The sequence below is a fragment of the Paraburkholderia hiiakae genome, assembly GCF_904848665.1.
GTDB lineage: Bacteria > Pseudomonadota > Gammaproteobacteria > Burkholderiales > Burkholderiaceae > Paraburkholderia > Paraburkholderia hiiakae.
In genome coordinates this window covers 107,811-124,430 of sequence record NZ_CAJHCQ010000006.1, presented here as the reverse complement: position 1 = coordinate 124,430, position 16,620 = coordinate 107,811, and the positions used below count along the sequence as shown (strand labels likewise).

The following is a 16,620-nucleotide window of genomic DNA, read 5'->3' as shown; positions in this document are numbered from 1 at the left end:
TTCATCGATTCATCATGGCAAAACCCATCATTCTCAACGCAGCAGAATTGCCGGAACGCACCCAGGCGGAACTCGCGTCCCTCTTCACGATGCTCGATCTGCCGAAGGCGCCGGACGAAGCCGCTGCGTTTCTCGCGCAGCACGGCGCGTCCATTCGCGGCGTCGCACTGCGCAAGACGAAAATCGACGCGGCGTTTCTCGACGCCCTGCCCGCGCTGGAAATCATTGCCAGCTATAGCGCCGGCCTCGACAACCTCGACGTGAAAAGCGCGCAGGCGCGCGGCATCCGCATCGAGAACGCGTCGCACGTGCTGGCCGAAGATGTCGCGAACACCGCTATGGGCCTGGCGCTCGCGCTCACGCGCGACATCGTGCAGGCAGACGCCTATGTCCGCTCCGGCAAATGGCCCGTGCAGGGCGCAATGCCGCTAGGCCGCTCGATTTCGCGCATGAAGGTCGGCATTGTCGGGCTCGGCATGATCGGCGCGGCAATCGCGAAACGGTTGAAGGCGTTCGGCTCGCAAGTCGCGTACTACGGGCCGAACCGCAAGAGCGTCGATCTGCCGTACTACGACGACGTCACGCGTCTCGCGGCCGATAGCGACATGCTGATCCTCACCTGTCCGCTCACGCCGCAAACGCATCATCTGGTGAATGCGGCCGTGATCGACGCGCTCGGCCCGCAAGGCTTCCTCATCAACATTGCGCGCGGCCCGGTGGTGGATGAAGAAGCGCTGATCGCGGCACTCGATGAGCAACGTATCGCAGGCGCGGCGCTCGACGTGTTCGAGCACGAACCCGACGTGCCGCAAGCGCTGATCGACAACCCGCGCGTCGTGCTCACGCCGCATATTGGTTCGGCGACCGAAGAAACGCGCACGGGCATGGCCGATAACGTGGTCGATATGTTGGCGAGCCACTTTGGCATTGCCAGTCCGCGCAGCGCGCCTGTCCAGACACAGGAAATCGTGAGAACCGCAGCAGCAGCCTGAGCTGGCGTGACTGTTAGCGGGAAAAACTCAAGCCGATTCGCGCGTCACGATCGTGAACCCCACGTCGAGCGCGCGAGGCTCGGCCACGCTGGTTTCGCCGCTCAGGCGGTCCAGCAGGAAGCGCGCGGCGTTCACGCCAATGCGTGTGCCCTCCACGCGCACCGTCGTTAGCTGGGGCGTGGTTTCGGTGGCGAACTCCAGATCGCCGAAGCCGCAAATCGCCAGTTGCGAGGGCACCTGCACGCCCATCTGGCGCGCGGCACCGAGCGCGCCGATCGCGAGCAAATCCGAGCCGCAGAACACGGCGTCGATATCCCGGGCGCGCGCGAGCAGTTGCGGCAGCGCGCGCTTGCCATGCGCGACCGAACTCGGCGGCGCGACCTGTTCCTCGGGCACGTCCTCGATGCCTTCCTGCGCGAGCCGTTCGCGAAAACCCGCGCGCCGCGCGAGCGCGCGCGCGTCGTTGGCCGAGATGAGCGCGGGACGGCGCGCGCCGCGCGCGAGAAAATGCCCGGCCACCGCCACGCCGATCTGGTAGTGCGAAAAGCCCACCAGCATGTCGATTGGCGTATCGGTCATGTCCCACGTTTCGACGACGGGAATGCCAACGTTCTTCAGACGCCCGCGCAACGATTCGGTATGCGCCACGCCCGTGAGCAGCACGCCTTCGGGGCGGCGGCTCAATACCGTATCGAGCAGGCTCTCCTCGTTCGACGCGCTATAGCCGCTCAACGCGAGCAGCACCTCGTAGCCCGCGCGTGACATCGTCTCGCTGAACACCTGAATCGTTTCCGAAAACAGCGAGTGCGAAACCGTCGGCACGATGGCCGCGACGAGGCGCGAGCGCGCCGACGACAACCCGCCCGCGAGCCGGTTGGGCACATAGCCCAGTTTCTGCACGACCTGACGCACGCGCTCCAGCGTTTCCGGCGCGACCGACTCCGGGTTGTTGAACACGCGCGAAACCGTAATGGGCGAGACGCCCGCTTGCGCGGCGACGTCGGTGATGCGCAGGCCCTTGGGGCCGCCGCGCGTGCGCTTCGCGCGCACGGTGGCGTCCGCGTGTTCGATGCTCGGAGCGGGTTTGATGGTCGACATGAACGTGAACGGGTGTGGGCAATGCGCGGCTATTGTAGCGAATGCGCCTCGTGGCCTAACGTGCGTTGTTCGGCAAGGGCGCGCCGTCAACGGTCTGCGGCATACGATTTCCGCGGCGCAAGATCATGGCGGTGACGATCGCGAAGACCACCATGCACGCGGCGGGCACGAGCATGGGCATGCGCGTGCTGCCCGTTGCCTGCTTCACGAAGGGCACGAGATTCTGCGCAATGAAACCGCCGATATTGCCGAGCGAATTGATCGCGGCAATGCCCGCCGCGGCGCGCGCACCGTAAAGGAATTTGGGCGGAAGCGTCCAGAAGCACGGAATCAGCAGATACATGCACGGCGCGCCAAGACACAGCGCAGCGAAGCGCAGCGCGTGGCCCGGCAGAAACACCGACGAAACGAAGAACACGATGCCGAGCAGCGACGACACCAGCATCGCGACCATCGCATGATTACTCGCGCGCAGCCGCGAAGGGAGCGTGGCGAGCACGATAGTCGCCAGCAGCCAGGGAATGATGTTGAGCAGCCCGTTCGTGGTGTTGCTCACGCCGAATCCCTTGACGAGCGTAGGTAGCCAGTAGCTCACGCCGTACACGGAGATCGACAGCATCATGTAGTAGAACGCCATGCCGAGCACGCGCCGCTCCGTGAGCACGCTAAGCACCGAGCCGTGGCGCTCCCGGCCCCGCGCGGCCGCGCTCTCGCTCGAGAGCGTGTGCGTGAGCCAGCGCTTCTCGCCTTCGGAGAGGAACGTCGCGTGCTGCGGCGCCTTCGGCAGCAGGTAGAGCACGACAATCGTCAGCAGTACCGATGGAATGCCGGTGACCACGAACACGAGCTGCCAGCCTTGCAGGCCGAACAGGCCGCCTTTGTCGAGCAGCCAGCCGCAAATCGGCGCGCCGATCATGTTGCCGAGGCTGCTGCCCACCGTGAAGTAACCGAGCATGCGCACGCGGTGGCGCTGCGGAAACCACAGTGTGAGGTAATAGATCACGCCGGGATAGAGCCCGGCTTCGGAGGCGCCCAGCAAAAAGCGCAGGATATAGAACATCGTGGCGTTGCGCGTGAAGGCGAGCAGAATCGTCACCACGCCCCAGGTGAACATGATGCGCGCCATCCAGCGCGGCGCGCCGTACTTGTGGAGCAGCACATTGCTCGGCACCTCGAACAGCAGATAGCCGATGAAGAACAGCGACGCGCCAAGCCCGTATGCGACTTCCGAAAGCCCGAGGCTGCCGAGCATCTGCAGCTTCGCGAAGGCGATGTTGGAGCGGTCGATATACGCGACCAGGTAGAGCACGCCGAGCAGCGGCATTAGCCGCCAGCCCATGCGGTTGATCAGACGCGGCTCGTCGATCGCTGCGGTGGCATCGTTCACGTTGTCTCCTGAGCCCGCATCACGCGCAGGCCTCTGTTTTTAGGTGTCGTCCTGCTTACTGCATGCGGCCTATTTTGCCTGCTGCTCGCACCATACGCGATACGCCGCCAGCGTTTCCTCGTTCGGCGGATACGTGCCGCGCAGCGCAAGACCCGACTCGATGCGCTCGGTGATGAACGCTTCGAGCCGCTCCTGCTCGATGGCGTCGCACGCGACTTCCTCGGCCATTTCGTGCGGCACGATCACCACGCCGTCGGCATCGCCCACGACGATGTCACCCGGATAAACGGGCACGCCGCCGCACGCGATCGGCACGTTCAGGTCCACGGCATGATGCTTCGCGAGATTGAGCGGCGCGCTCGCGCCCGCGCACCAGATACGCAAGCCGAGCGCCGCGATCGTGCCGCTGTCGCGCACGGGGCCGTCCGAGACCATGCCCGCCACGCCGCGTTTGGCCAGGCGCAACGCGAGAATCGAGCCCACAGATGCCACCGTGCGGTCACCGCGGCAGTCCTGCACGAGCACGCTGCCCGCAGGCGCCGTTTCCACGGCCTTGCGCTGCGGATGATCCGGGTTCTGGAATATGCCCACGTGGTCAATATCCTCGCGCGCCGGGATATTGCGCAGCGTGAACGCAGGACCGACGAGATTCGGTGTGCCCGGCTCAGGCTTCACGAGCGGCGCCACGCCCTGCAAAAACACGTTGCGCAGGCCGCGCTTGAAGAGTTGGGTCGTAAGGGTGGCGGTGCTCACGTGACGCAGTTGTTCGAGCGCGGCGTCGCTGACTGTCGAGGTCGATGCGGGGTTCGGTGCGGTCATGATCGGTGATGTCTTCGATGGTGGAGATTAGTGAATTTCAGGTTCGGCGCCGTGGGCTTCGCAGGGCGTGGCGGCTGGCGTTTCGAGGAAATCGAAATCGCAGCCCTTGTTCGCCTGCGTCACGTGCAGCTGATGCATCACGCCGAAGCCGCGCTCGAACGGCCGCTTCGGCGGCGTCCACGCCGCTTTGCGTCGGCCAAGTTCCGCGTCGCTCACATGCAGATGCAGGCGGCGCGCCTCGACGTCGAGTTCGATGATGTCGCCGTCTTTCACGAGCGCGAGCGGGCCGCCCACAAACGATTCGGGCGCGACGTGCAGCACGCATGCGCCGTAGCTCGTGCCGCTCATGCGCGCGTCGGAAATGCGCAGCATGTCGCGCACGCCAAGCTTGAGCAGCTTCTGCGGAATGGGCAGCTGCCCCCATTCAGGCATGCCGGGCGCACCGACCGGGCCCGCGTGCTGCAGCACGATCACGGAGTCGGCGGTGACATCGAGATCGTCGCTGTCGATACGTGCCGCCATGTCGTTGTAGTCGCGGAACACGACGGCGGGGCCGCGGTGCCTGAGCAGATGCGCCTCCATCGCCGCGGGCTTGATGACCGCGCCGTCTGGCGCGAGATTGCCCGTGAGCACGGCGAGGCCGTCGCGCGCGACGAGCGGATTGCTGCGCGTGCGGATCACGTCGTCGTTGAAGATCTCCGCGCCGGCAATGTTTTCGCCGAGCGTCTTGCCGTTCACCGTCATCTGCGTGCCGTCGATCAGGTCGCCGAGTTCCACGAGCAGCGCACGCAGGCCGCCCGCGTAATAGAAGTCCTCCATCAGATACTGTCCGGCCGGGCGGATATTGCCGAGCACGGGCGTCACGCGCGCGAGTTCGTCGAAGCGCGCGGTGGTCAGATCGATGCCCGCGCGGCGCGCCACGGCCACGAGATGCACGATCGCGTTGGTCGAACCCGACATCGCGAGCACGGTGGTCACGGCATTGTCGAAGGCTTTCGCGGTGAGGATGTCCGAGGGCTTCTGGTCGGTCCACACCATCTCGACGATGCGCTGCCCGGTGAGCGACGCGTACTGCGCGTGACGCGAGTCCGCCGCGGGAATCGACGAAAAACCCGGCAGCGTGAGGCCGAGCGCCTCGGTCGCGCTAGTCATCGTCGAGGCCGTGCCCATCGTCATGCAGTGGCCCGGCGAGCGCGCAATGCCGCTCTCGATGCCCTTCCACTCGTCTTCGGTGATCTTGCCCGCGCGCAGCTCCGCCCAGTACTTCCACGTGTCCGAGCCGCTGCCGAGCGTGCGGCCATTCCAGTTGCCGCGCAGCATCGGCCCGGCGGGCAGATAGATAGCAGGCAGGTTCATGCTGATCGCGCCCATCAGGAGACCCGGCGTGGTCTTGTCGCAGCCGCCCATGAGCACGCAGCCATCGAACGGGTACGACTTGAGCAGTTCCTCCGTCTCCATGGCGAGGAAGTTGCGATAAAGCATGGTGGTGGGCTTCTGGAACGGCTCGGCCAACGTCATCACGGGCATCTCGACCGGAAAGCCGCCCGCCTGCCAGATGCCGCGCTTCACTTCCTCCACGCGTTGCTTGAAGTGGGTATGGCACGAGTTGATCTCGCTCCACGTGTTCACCACGGCGATCACGGGCTTGCCCATGTAATCGGACGAGTGATAGCCCATCTGCGCGGTGCGCGAGCGGTGGCCGAACGAGCGGAGGTCGTTGACGCCGTACCAGCGGTAGCTGCGCAGGTCTTCGGGCTTCTTGCGGACTTGGGACAAGGTGTTCTCCATGATAACGCTACCATTTCGACGGAGAAAAAGAGCCGTCGAAGGCCGGCGTTCGACAAGGCGGCCGGTGAGGAAGTGTCGGCAATGGTAGCGTTATCATCGGCGATCGGATCCTGGGTGAAATACCGATGTGATGCATTCAGGGCGTCTTTCGTGATGCGCCGCTTATCGGTTGCGCCCCTTTTCGGACATATCCGATACCCCCACCAGCAGGTCTACCTGACGATATCTCACACAAGATAATTTTATCCCGTCACTGCGCATAGTCGTGTGGCCGGACGGACGCTTTTTATCTACGTCGTGAGGGCTTGAACATGTTGGGTAAGCGCGAATCCAGCGCAGGGGGGCAGCCTATGGCGAACCTGCAAGGCGCACTGAACGCCATATCTGGTCGGCAGGCGTATCGCTTCGACGTACCCGGAACTCGAAGTGCGGCCGCGCTCTCAGTCGTTTCGTTCGAAGCGAAAGAACAGATGGGTGCACCTACCGAGGTGCGCATTGTGCTGAACCATCCGCTACAGCTTCCACGTACGGACTATTTGAACCTCGATGCCGTCTTCAGCATCGTGGCGGACGATGGAATTACACGGAAAATCAGTGGTTTTATCGAACGCTTTTCCATCATCAAGACTACGAACGATCACGTAGATTACGAAATGGTGCTGAAGTCGCACTTCGCGCGTCTCGCGGCGGTGACGCGCCGGAAAATCTTCCAGCACGCAAGCACGCCGGACATTATCGCGGCGATTTTGCGCAGTCATGGACTGAGGGAGCACCAGTTTTCGTTCAGGTTGCGCGGCCAGTACCCGAAGCACCTGTTCCGCATGCAGCACCAGATAACTGATCTGGCCTATGTTCAGACGCTGATGCAGAAAGCGGGAATCTACTGCTTCATCCAGGAAACGGAATATGGCGATCAGGTGGTCTTTGGCGACGATATCGACCATTACATCTACGACCCGCAACTGGTCGTGCCGTACCGCGAGACTGGGGGACTCGAAGCGGGCGGCGTCGAAGCGGTGACAGCGCTAGAAACCCATAGCATGACCGTGCCGCAGTCTTTCATTGTCGCGGATTACAACCCTGAGCAGGCATGGGAGCGGTTCAAGGACGAAGCGAACGTCGCGCCACAGGACCCGACAACCTACGGGCGGCCCTATATCTATGGCACGCACCACCTGGACCAGGCGGGCGCGAAGTGGGAAGCGCAGTTACGGCATGAGTCGGCCATCGCCTGGCAGGTTGTGTACGAAGGCGAAAGTAATGTGCTGGCGTTGCAGCCGGGACGCGTGCTCGAAACGGATATCGTCCTGCCCGATGGGCCGAAAGGCCAGCTGATTGTCGAGGTCACGCACAGCGGCGCGCGCGACGCGTCCTATACGAACAGCTACAAGGCAATTCCTGCCGACCGGCGGTTTCGCCTCAAGCTTGAACCTGAAACCTGGGCCAAGGTGACCGGCACCCTTTCGGCCCGCGTCACAAGCCCGGACGCCTACACCTACGCGTACATCACGAAAAACGGCCACTATACCGTTCGCTTCGACGCGGACTTCGAGACGTGGCCTGGCGGTGGCGAAAGCGTACCGCTACGCCTGGCGAAACCGTTCGCCGGCAAGCTGCAAACCGGTATGCACTTCCCGGCGCTGGATGATGCCGAGGCCGTGATTACCTGCCGTGACGGCGACCCGGACAAGCCAGAGATTGTTGCATTCCACCATCACAGCCAGGCGCGCGACCTCATCACGAACGACCGCCGATGGCTCTCGCGCAACGTGATCCGCACGCAGAAGAACAACAAGATTCGCTTTGAGGACTGGGCGGGCCAGGAAGGCGTCAAGGTGAGCACGGAGCACTCGGGCAAGTCGCAACTGAATCTCGGCTATCTGGTGAACAACAAGCTGGAGTACAGGGGCGAAGGCTATGAGCTTCGCACCTCCGGCTATGGAGTTAGCCGCGCGGGTAAGGGCCTGTACATTACGGCCTACGACCGCCCTGGCGCTAGCGGCAAGCAACTCGATATGCAGGAGCCACTCGCGCAGCTCGAAAGCGCATTGGAACTCGCAAGAGCACTTGCAGCGTCCGCCAGTAGCGCGAAGGCCGAGCCTGCCGACACCAACGCGCAGGCGCAGATGAAAGAGGACTTCGACGGCCTGAAAAAGCCGGGGTTGCTGATGAGCACGCCCGCCTCTGCGGGCATCGTTGCGGGCGGTGGCGTCCAACTTTCGGCGCAGGACAGCATTTCGACCGTGGCCGGGAAAAATGCGGACTGGAGCGTACTGAAGCGCTGGACCGTCGCCGCGGGCGAAAATATTTCGCTGTTCGCGCAGAAGTTCGGCATCAAGATTTTTGCGGCCAAAGGTCCGGTCGAGATTCAGGCGCAACACGGCCCCATTTCGTTCACTGCGAACACGGACATAAACGTAGCGAGTGTCAACGGCGCGGTTTATATGCGAGCCGAAAAGGAACTGATACTCGAATCCGGCGGCGCATTTATTCATTTCAAGGACGGTAGCATCACGCTAGGCGGTCCCGGCGATCTGTTCATCAAGACGATTACAGTCCAGAAAAAGCAGTCCGCACAGATGCACCTGGTGATGCCACCGGTCGTAACTCAAGCCGCGCCATTCGTGACGAGCTGTAAGGCATGGCGCGCAACGACCACGCTAGCGAGCCGGACCTCACTGACGCCCGATGCATCACAGTGGGCGGCATCGGGCAATCAGACGAACAGGGTTGCGCCCGCTGCGCCGGTTGCAGGGCAATCAGCGTTGCTGCAAATACCCGAAGCAAGCACGCCAGTTCAGACGAACTTGCGTGATTCGCCAGAAGCGGATCAAGATTCGGCGCATGAGCGGAAGTTGCCGACAGGCAACGACCCAACCACGCCGATTGCACTCGAAAAGCCCGTATGGTGTGATGCGTCGCCCCGCGATATCGCAAAGGAGTGCAAAGACGAAACGGAGATGGAGACGTACCAGGGCCTATATACCGACAAGTCACAGATGGGCTTTCTCGTCGGCTACAAGTTCCCGACCGCCTTCGGGCTGGCCTACGACAGCCAGCACAGAGCCCTCGTGGCAACGGTACGGATCAGGATTGTGCCTGTTGATCTGTTTAAGGCCGACGCAACCGGCCGAGAATTGCTCGGGCCAGACGGCGAAAAGCAGAAGGTTCCCTATGACCACGATGTACATGGCCGATATGGCGTAACCGTTGATGCGCCAATCGCGGGCGGTTATGTGGTGCGTTACCGAAACGGGACTGGCACAACATTCGACGTGCCGACACGTAAGCGACATGTCGAAAGCGTGTTGAACGGGCACGCCAGCGTGCTAATTCTGGATGGTTGCTCGAAAAAGGCAGCTTGCGGATGCCGCATCACAGTGAGCTTCCGAGTCGAATTTCTGGTTGGTGTCAACGACGCCAATCTGGGTAACCAAAACATAATCCACAAAACGATCTTCCTGTTCCCCGAGGTAGCACGTGCCGACGCTGGTGCATGGGGCGAGGTCAACGGCTCGTTCACCAAGGGTGATTACGATCATCCAGGCAAATTCGCTCCGCTAGCGGAACAGAACGTTATCGCTCACGAATGCGGACACCTGTTCAACTTCCCAGACGAGTACTGGGAATGGGGAGGATGGGTACATAAACGGTATGTCGAGGCTGGTCAGCTCGATTTCGAAGCGGGCAAGCGCTTCGAAGGGCAGCAGGTCTGGCAGATCCGCTCCGAAAACAATGTCATGGGCTATGGAGCGACGAAGGAAATCCCGGGTCCTGCTGGTGCGCCTCCAAGTGCTTCGGTGCAACCGTATTACCTTGAATATGTACGACGACACTTCTCGGTAATGACGAACAAGCAATGGAGAATCGGCTATGAGGCTGGATAACTCATCGTCTGGAATGCGCTCTGTTGCCATGTGTTTTGCAAGATTCATTTTTATTCTTTGTGGAGTGGTCGCCGTGTCGAATCGTTCTTTAGCTGCGGATAACAGCAACATCAATACCGGTGGCTCTGGTGAAGGATTCGCAATTGTTGGCCTGAACGGACACGAATCGGGATCAAATAGCGTATGGGTATGGTTGTCGGGAAGTATTCGCATCGGCCGGTCCGACACAGTCAACAACTCCGGTTTGTCCGGCGTGGGTATCTTTGATGCCGCGCTTTCCCCGGACGATCTGAAGCTCGTTCGGCAAATACATCGTCAACTTTGCGAAGCAGTCACTGCGGGGCCAAAGAACGAGATGCCTCCAATCGTCCCACCGACGATCTACGTTGTCGAGTGTGCCAGGGGCGGGAAACTTGTGAAGTATGAAGGCCGCACGTTTGAGCTGACTAGTACGTTGAACAGTGAGTTAGTGGACTTCTTCATGAGGACTCGAGACTCCTATCTGCCGCGCAGTCGGGCGGTTGTCCGGCTTGATGTCGAGGTCGCAAATGTCGAGAGGGTAAGAGAAAAATTCATGGTATCGATCCGCTTCGTCAATGGTGGAGAATGTCCGATTCAGATGGAGACGCCGGATAAGTGGGCATACGAAATGGGTTATCAGCTCGGCTTCGGCGGCGAGAACGAGAAAGATCAGACTGGATGGGGAGGCGGAAATCTCGCCGGCCTGCCTTTGGTCAACAAGTCGGAGTTTCCGGGTGACGCGGTTGTGATTCCCGCGCGCGGCAGCGTGACCTTCAAGTTTCTGACTCAACCGAAGAATAAGTTCGGGCACGGCATCTATGGATTCAATGCCTCAGTGAATGCCTACGTTTCGGCTGGTGAGACAGTACCAGGCTTAGGTAGAGTCGTCTTCCACTCGGATTACAGCAAGCCCACACGAATCGTGTTCGATCGCGACTATCCATCGGCGCCCGATGAATGGAGTGATTACGAGGCACGCCATCGGGCGCAAATGTCATCGCTGCCTGTCCGGCCCGGAGCGGTCATCGCCGAAGCCGGTTATTACCGCGCTGTCGCGGCCGGCGGCGAGCGCGGCCGGTTCGTAGCAGGCTTGATGAGAGGCGAGAAAGCCCCGGTACTTGACCGCCCATTTGAGCGTTGGGAATGGGACGCCGACCTGGCGCTACCTGCGAACTGCAAGGCCGGCGAACCCTGCCCCCGGGAAGGGCGTTGGGTACCCCGAACCATAAAGATGGATTCGGGGGACAGGCGCGTGACGCATCCCGAATTCGAGCGCTATATGCGTACAGGCGAGATCGCACCGAACCTTGGCAGTCTGGGCGGGATTGAGCCGTATCACTACTGGCAATGGCTCGGAGTATAGGCGCTGCGATGTCTGGCCAGAGGCCAATTGCCGCAGCGATTGTCGCCGCCCGGTGAACACAGCATCGCGTTCGAACCACTTTATCCAGACTAACGGCGACCGCATACTTGCTCTCGTAGATTCCACGACCACGCCGACCCCATGTTAAACAGAGATGCGATTCGCTCGGGTGCCTTTCTCGAGAGTTTCAACTTCCTCCCGCCGGGACTTCTCTGGACGCAAGCCCGGATTGACCAGTCGCTCGCCGAGACGTTGGCGAAGCGCCCGGCCGAGGCAGACGTCTGGGTGTTCGCGTACGGCTCGCTCATGTGGAATCCGCTCTCCCGCTTCGATGCGCGGGTGAGCGCCACCCTCCACGGTTGGCACCGGAGCTTTTGCATTCGCCTCGTCGCCGGGCGCGCCACGCCGCAGCGCCCGGGCCGCATGCTCGCGCTGGAGCCCGGAGGCCATACGGAAGGCGTGGCGTTGCGGCTCGCTGCCGCCACGCTCGATGAAGAGTTACGCATCCTCTGGACACGCGAGATGCTCACAGGCGCCTACACGCCGGCCTGGACCACCTTGACGCTCGCCACCGGCGAGACACGGCATGCCCTCGCGTTTGTGGCGAACGAGTGCCCGCAGCAATATGAGGCCGATTCGACTCCCGCGACGATTGCGCGCCAGATCGCCCAGGCGCAGGGTCCGCTCGGCACCAACGCCGAATACGTGTTCAGACTCCGGCAGGCACTCGCGGATTGCGCGCTCACCGATACCTACATTGAGGAAGTGGCGCAGGCACTCGCACGTTTCGAAACGAAGGATTAAACGAGTTGCCCCAGGCCGGTGACTACCTGAATCACACCAAACGCGGCAATCGCAACGGCAGAGAACAGGGAGATGCCGCGCGTGAACGCTACAGGCAGCTTCGTCCGCAGTGCCGCCGTGACACCGCTGAGGATTAGCCACCACACCGCAGAACCCGCGAATACGCCCGTCACCATGGGCGCCACGATGGGCCACCCCATCGCTGCAGGTGCTCCCTGCCCCACATTCAACGGCCCGAGCGCAGCAAAGGCTGCGATGAACGACAGTATGGTCAGAGGGTTCGAGAGCGTGAGCGCGAACGTCGTGAGGAAGTCACGCGAGACAGGTGCGCGCGTAGTCTCCTGTACGGCGGCCGCAGGGGCAGGCATGGCGGGCGCCTCCCGCGCGATCGTCCACGCCATCCACACCAGAAATGCGCCGCCAGCCGCCTTCAAAACCACGGTGAACATCGGCAGCGCCGTGACGATACCCGCCACGCCGAGCGCGCCGAGCAGGCCATAAACGGCATCGGCGCAGGCCGCCCCGATGCCAGTGGCAAAGCCCGAGCGGAAACCTCGGCTCAGGCTGCGCTGGATGCACAGCATGCCGATGGCGCCGACAGGTGCGGCGATGCAAAAGCCCAACGCCACCGCTTTGACGAACAGCATTTCCCTCTCCCCGCAATTGATGATCTATGGGGGATTATCGTAGACCGCGAAGATTATCCGCAGAAGCCATGATTTAAGGGAAAATCGGCATTTCACCTTAAACATTTCGCCATGATGGACGATCTGGACTGGAAAATACTGGCGCTGCTGCAGGAAAGCGGCCGCATGACCTATACCGAACTTGCGCGCCACGTGCATCTCTCGGTGCCGGCGGTCACGGAACGCGTGAGACGCCTCGAAGATGCCGGTGTGATCGAAGGCTACACAGCGCGCGTGAATCCGGCCGCCGCCGGCTATCCCATCTCCGCCCTGATCGGCATTACGGTGCCCCAGTCCGCGAAAGCGAAGTTTCTCAAGCTGCTCGCCACCATTGCCGAGGTGCTCGAATGCCATCACGTCACTGGCGCGGACTCCTACGTGATTCGCCTCGTGGCAACGAGCGTGGCCGATCTGGAGCGCCTGATCCAACGCATCAACCTTTACGGCGAGACGCGCACGTCCATCGTCATGTCCACGCCGCTCGCCGCGCGTGCGCTCGCGCGGCCTCAAAACGGGTCGCGCGGCAAGGCCTAGCCGCGACGACCCAGGCACTCAAAGCGAACGCTCGATCGCCTGCCCCAGCAGTTCCACGCCGAGATCGATCTCCTGCTCGCTCACGGTCAGCGGCGGCGCGATGCGGAACACGCCGCCCATGCCCGGCAACTGCACGATGTTCATGCTGAGCCCGAGCTTCATGCACTCACGCGTGATCTTCGCGCCGAGGCCGTCGGCGGGCGCCTTCGTGCGGCGGTCCTTGACGACCTCCAGACCGAGCAGCAGGCCGCGCCCCCGAATGTCGCCGATGCATTCGAAGCGCTCCATCAGGTCCAGCAGTCCGCGCCTCAACCGATCGCCCATGATGTTTGCGCGCGCAACGAGTCCGTCGCGCGCCACCACGTCCAGCACCCGCAGGCCGACCGCGGCGGGAAGCGGATCGGACACATGGGTCGTGTAGAACAGGAAGCCCCGTTCGTGCGCCGCTTCTTCGATCTGCGCGGACGTCACCACGGCGGCAAGCGGCAAACCCGCGCCCAGCGTCTTGGAGAGCGTGAGGATGTCGGGCGTCACACCGTCGTGCTCGCACGCGAACATCGTGCCGGTACGGCCAACGCCTGTTTGCGCTTCGTCGAGGATCAACAGCATGCCGCGCTCTTCGCACTTGCGCTTGAGCGCCGCCATATAGCCCGGCGGCAGTTCGATGATGCCGCCCGAACTCAGGATCGGCTCCGCGATAAAGGCCGCGAGATTGCCGCTCGACTGGCGATCGATGAGATCGAACGCGTAGTCGAGTTCCGCGAGGTAGTCGTATTGCCCGTTGCGCTCGAAGCGCGGCCGGTACATGAACGGCGCGGGAATCGCGTACGAGCCCACCGCTGCGGGACCCACGCCCTTGCGTCCCGCGCTATAGGTGGCCGAGGCCGCGCCGCCTGTCATGCCGTGCCACGACTGCGCAAAGCCCACGATTTCGAATTTGCCCGTGACGAGCTTCGCCATGCGGATAGCGGCCTCGTTCGACTCCGCGCCGGTGCTCAGCAGCAGCGCCCGGTCGAGCCCAGCGGGCGTGACATCGGCGAGGCGCGTCGCCAGTTCGACCACGGGCCGCGAAAGCATGCCGCTGAACAGGTGGTCCAGTTTGCCCGCGTATTCATTGATGACCGAGACGATCTCGGGGTGGCTGTGGCCCAGCACTGCGCTCATCTGCCCCGAGGTGAAATCGAGAATCGGGCGGTCGTCCGCGTCGTAGACGAAGCTGCCCTGGGCGCGCTCGATGATCATCGGCTCGAACGTGCCGCCATAGCGGATCAGGTGTTGCCGCGCGTTGCGCCAAAACTGCTCGTCGTCGTTCCTGGACACAGGCTTCTCCTTTGCGGGTGGCAGGTTTTTCTTGCAGTCTAGTCGGCGCTCTGGTTTTATAGAATCGAATAGTTCTAATGCAAGCTAGAAGAGAGGCTAATATCGTGAGCCGCCCGCTCGAAATCGATCTGCTGCGATCGTTCGCGGTCATTGCCGAGATGCGTTCGCTAAGCCGCGCGGCCGAACGCGTTGGCCGCACCCAGTCGGCGCTGAGCCAGCAGATCAAGCGGCTCGAGGAGATCGTCGATCAGCCGCTGTTTCAGCGCACCGGGCGCGGCGTCGCGCTGACGAATCCCGGCGAGCGCCTGCTGGTCCACGCCCAGCGCATGCTCCGCCTGCACGACGAGGCGATGGCCGATCTGTGCGGCACGGGCTTGTCGGGTACCGTACGCTTTGGCTGCCCGGACGACTATGCCGCCGTGTTCCTCCCCTCTTTGCTGCGACAGTTTTCGAGCCAGCATCCTCATGCGCTCGTGGAAGTCGTATGCGTTCCCACGCCGCGCCTTCTCGAACAACTCGACAAGCGAGCGGTCGACCTCGCCATGGTGTCGCTGCCTTTGACCGCCACTGAGCTTGCCAACGCCCGCGGCACGGACGACGAGATCATTCGCCGCGAGCAACTGGTCTGGATCGGCTCGCCCGAACTCGACGCCGCCCACTTCGATCCGCTGCCGCTCGCACTCTCCGATCCCGACACGCTCGACCATATCGCGGCCTGCGAGGCGTTGGAGCGCGCGGGCAGAGCCTACCGCGTCGCGTATGCGAGCAGCAGCCTCGCCGGGCTCACCGCACTCGTGCGTTCGGGCCAGGCCTTCGCCGTCATGACGCAAACGGCCGTTCCGCCGGATCTGGCCATTCTCAACGGCGACCCCGCGCTGCCGCCCTTGCCGGCCGTTGGGATCACGATACAGTTCGGGCGCAAGCGGCCCTCGCTCCTCACGGTGGCATTTGCAGAGCACATTCGGCTCACGCTGCCGCTGCTGTGAACGCCCAGCGGCGAGCGAGGCGAGGCGAAGCCGCGCCTCAAGGCGTGTGTGTTTGGCCACGCACGAGCGTGACGCTGGTACGCATCGCAACTTTCACCCACAATCGCAGCCTGTCTCGCGCACCATTTCCACCCATGCCGAAAAGCCGAAAAACAATCGCCACGCTGCTATACATCGCACTCGCCGCGGGCAGCGTCGCAGCGGAACCCGCACAAAAGCCGCCGGGGCCCGTGATGATGGTCCATTTCGATTACTACCCGAGAGACCGCACCCAGATTCATGCGCTCGAGCAGCGACTGGCAAGCGCCATCAAGCGCGCGAATGCCGGCGAACTCGGCGAAACCGAAATTCATATCGACGGCAACGACGGCTATCTCTACATGTACGGGCCCGACCCAGACCGGCTGTATCGCGTCACGAGCCCAATTCTGAAGTCATCCAGATTGACCGAGCACTCCGAAGTCACGAAGTGGTACGGGCCCCGCAGGGAAACGTTCGTGATTCGCTGAGGCATGCACGCGCCTCAAGTTTTGGGGTGGCACTCGAAGCGAATAACGGAGGCCTGCTGCTGCAGCGCCTCGATACCTTCGGTGTGCTCCATGCCGAGGCTCGTTTGCATCCCGCGGCTCTCGCAGTAGTCGTTGGCTTCGCTCACCGCGCGTCTGTGGGCGCGCGCCCAGGCGAGGCGTCCGCCCGTTGCGGACGCCGAAACGACGAACGTGCCCTGCTTGTCCGCCGCGGTGACGTTGCCGGCCGACGCGCATCCCGCCAGCACCGCACAGGCGGCGGCAAGCGATACGGCGACCTTGGGCCAGGACCGGCTTGCCAAGCCTGCAAGACTGGCGGTCCCTTTGAAAATCTGCTGCATGAATCCCTCTCACGATCGAGCGTCTCAATACGCTCGCATGGGGCAGGATTTTAGGGTCGCCCTATCG

General features: G+C 62.6%; 13 protein-coding genes and 1 pseudogene. 7 read left to right on the top strand and 7 right to left on the bottom strand.

All coding sequences use genetic code 11. From position 1 onward, the window contains the following. The first annotated feature begins 14 nt into the window (after nucleotides 1-14). Nucleotides 15-992 (top strand): 2-hydroxyacid dehydrogenase, encoded by a 978-nt coding sequence (locus tag JMY28_RS13645; RefSeq protein WP_201696463.1) that lies wholly within the window; start codon nucleotides 15-17, stop codon nucleotides 990-992. Nucleotides 993-1,019: 27 nt separating this feature from the next. On the opposite strand, the gene JMY28_RS13640 is transcribed toward JMY28_RS13645, so the two are convergent. From JMY28_RS13640 to araD, 4 genes are all read right to left on the bottom strand, one after another. After that, entirely contained in the window at nucleotides 1,020-2,090 is a 1,071-nt protein-coding gene (locus JMY28_RS13640) for a LacI family DNA-binding transcriptional regulator (protein WP_201696462.1), read from the bottom strand. Nucleotides 2,091-2,145: 55 nt separating this feature from the next. After that, nucleotides 2,146-3,429 carry an MFS transporter gene (locus tag JMY28_RS13635; RefSeq protein ID WP_407945507.1) on the bottom strand — a complete coding sequence of 428 codons (1,284 nt, stop codon included), beginning with the start codon at nucleotides 3,427-3,429 and terminating at the stop codon, nucleotides 2,146-2,148. 117 nt (nucleotides 3,430-3,546) lie between these two features. Next, nucleotides 3,547-4,296 (bottom strand): ribonuclease activity regulator RraA, encoded by a 750-nt coding sequence (locus JMY28_RS13630; protein WP_201696460.1) that lies wholly within the window; start codon nucleotides 4,294-4,296, stop codon nucleotides 3,547-3,549. Nucleotides 4,297-4,323: 27 nt separating this feature from the next. Then, nucleotides 4,324-6,084, bottom strand: a complete 1,761-nt coding sequence (araD, locus tag JMY28_RS13625; RefSeq protein ID WP_201696459.1) for an L-arabinonate dehydratase — start codon at nucleotides 6,082-6,084, stop codon at nucleotides 4,324-4,326. 350 nt (nucleotides 6,085-6,434) lie between these two features. Between araD and JMY28_RS13620 the strand changes: the two are divergent. The 3 genes and pseudogenes from JMY28_RS13620 to JMY28_RS13610 form a co-directional block, all read left to right on the top strand. Further along, nucleotides 6,435-8,672: pseudogene (locus tag JMY28_RS13620) on the top strand (type VI secretion system Vgr family protein); the annotation flags it as partial. A gap of 1,285 nt (nucleotides 8,673-9,957) precedes the next feature. Beyond that, nucleotides 9,958-11,355, top strand: coding sequence for a hypothetical protein (locus tag JMY28_RS13615; protein ID WP_201696458.1), 1,398 nt, complete (start codon nucleotides 9,958-9,960; stop codon nucleotides 11,353-11,355). Between the two features lie 141 nt (nucleotides 11,356-11,496). Further along, nucleotides 11,497-12,159 carry a gamma-glutamylcyclotransferase gene (locus JMY28_RS13610; RefSeq protein ID WP_201696457.1) on the top strand — a complete coding sequence of 221 codons (663 nt, stop codon included), beginning with the start codon at nucleotides 11,497-11,499 and terminating at the stop codon, nucleotides 12,157-12,159. On the opposite strand, the gene JMY28_RS13605 is transcribed toward JMY28_RS13610, so the two are convergent. Beyond that, nucleotides 12,156-12,806, bottom strand: coding sequence for a LysE family translocator (locus tag JMY28_RS13605; RefSeq protein ID WP_201696456.1), 651 nt, complete (start codon nucleotides 12,804-12,806; stop codon nucleotides 12,156-12,158). The genes JMY28_RS13610 and JMY28_RS13605 overlap by 4 nt on opposite strands. 114 nt (nucleotides 12,807-12,920) lie before the next feature. On the opposite strand from JMY28_RS13605, the gene JMY28_RS13600 reads away from it, so the two are divergent. After that, nucleotides 12,921-13,379 carry an Lrp/AsnC family transcriptional regulator gene (locus JMY28_RS13600; RefSeq protein WP_201696671.1) on the top strand — a complete coding sequence of 153 codons (459 nt, stop codon included), beginning with the start codon at nucleotides 12,921-12,923 and terminating at the stop codon, nucleotides 13,377-13,379. A gap of 18 nt (nucleotides 13,380-13,397) precedes the next feature. Here JMY28_RS13600 and JMY28_RS13595 read toward each other — a convergent pair whose 3' ends face one another. Continuing rightward, nucleotides 13,398-14,699, bottom strand: coding sequence for an aspartate aminotransferase family protein (locus JMY28_RS13595; protein ID WP_201696455.1), 1,302 nt, complete (start codon nucleotides 14,697-14,699; stop codon nucleotides 13,398-13,400). A 77-nt stretch (nucleotides 14,700-14,776) separates the two neighbouring features. Here JMY28_RS13595 and JMY28_RS13590 point away from each other — a divergent pair, with 77 nt between their 5' ends. Together JMY28_RS13590 and JMY28_RS13585 are read left to right on the top strand one after the other, a co-directional pair. Then, nucleotides 14,777-15,685 carry a LysR family transcriptional regulator gene (locus JMY28_RS13590; RefSeq protein ID WP_201696454.1) on the top strand — a complete coding sequence of 303 codons (909 nt, stop codon included), beginning with the start codon at nucleotides 14,777-14,779 and terminating at the stop codon, nucleotides 15,683-15,685. A 134-nt stretch (nucleotides 15,686-15,819) separates the two neighbouring features. Beyond that, nucleotides 15,820-16,194 carry a hypothetical protein gene (locus tag JMY28_RS13585; RefSeq protein WP_236596850.1) on the top strand — a complete coding sequence of 125 codons (375 nt, stop codon included), beginning with the start codon at nucleotides 15,820-15,822 and terminating at the stop codon, nucleotides 16,192-16,194. 14 nt (nucleotides 16,195-16,208) lie between these two features. On the opposite strand, the gene JMY28_RS13580 is transcribed toward JMY28_RS13585, so the two are convergent. Beyond that, entirely contained in the window at nucleotides 16,209-16,553 is a 345-nt protein-coding gene (locus JMY28_RS13580; protein ID WP_201696453.1) for a hypothetical protein, read from the bottom strand. Nucleotides 16,554-16,620 lie beyond the last annotated feature (67 nt).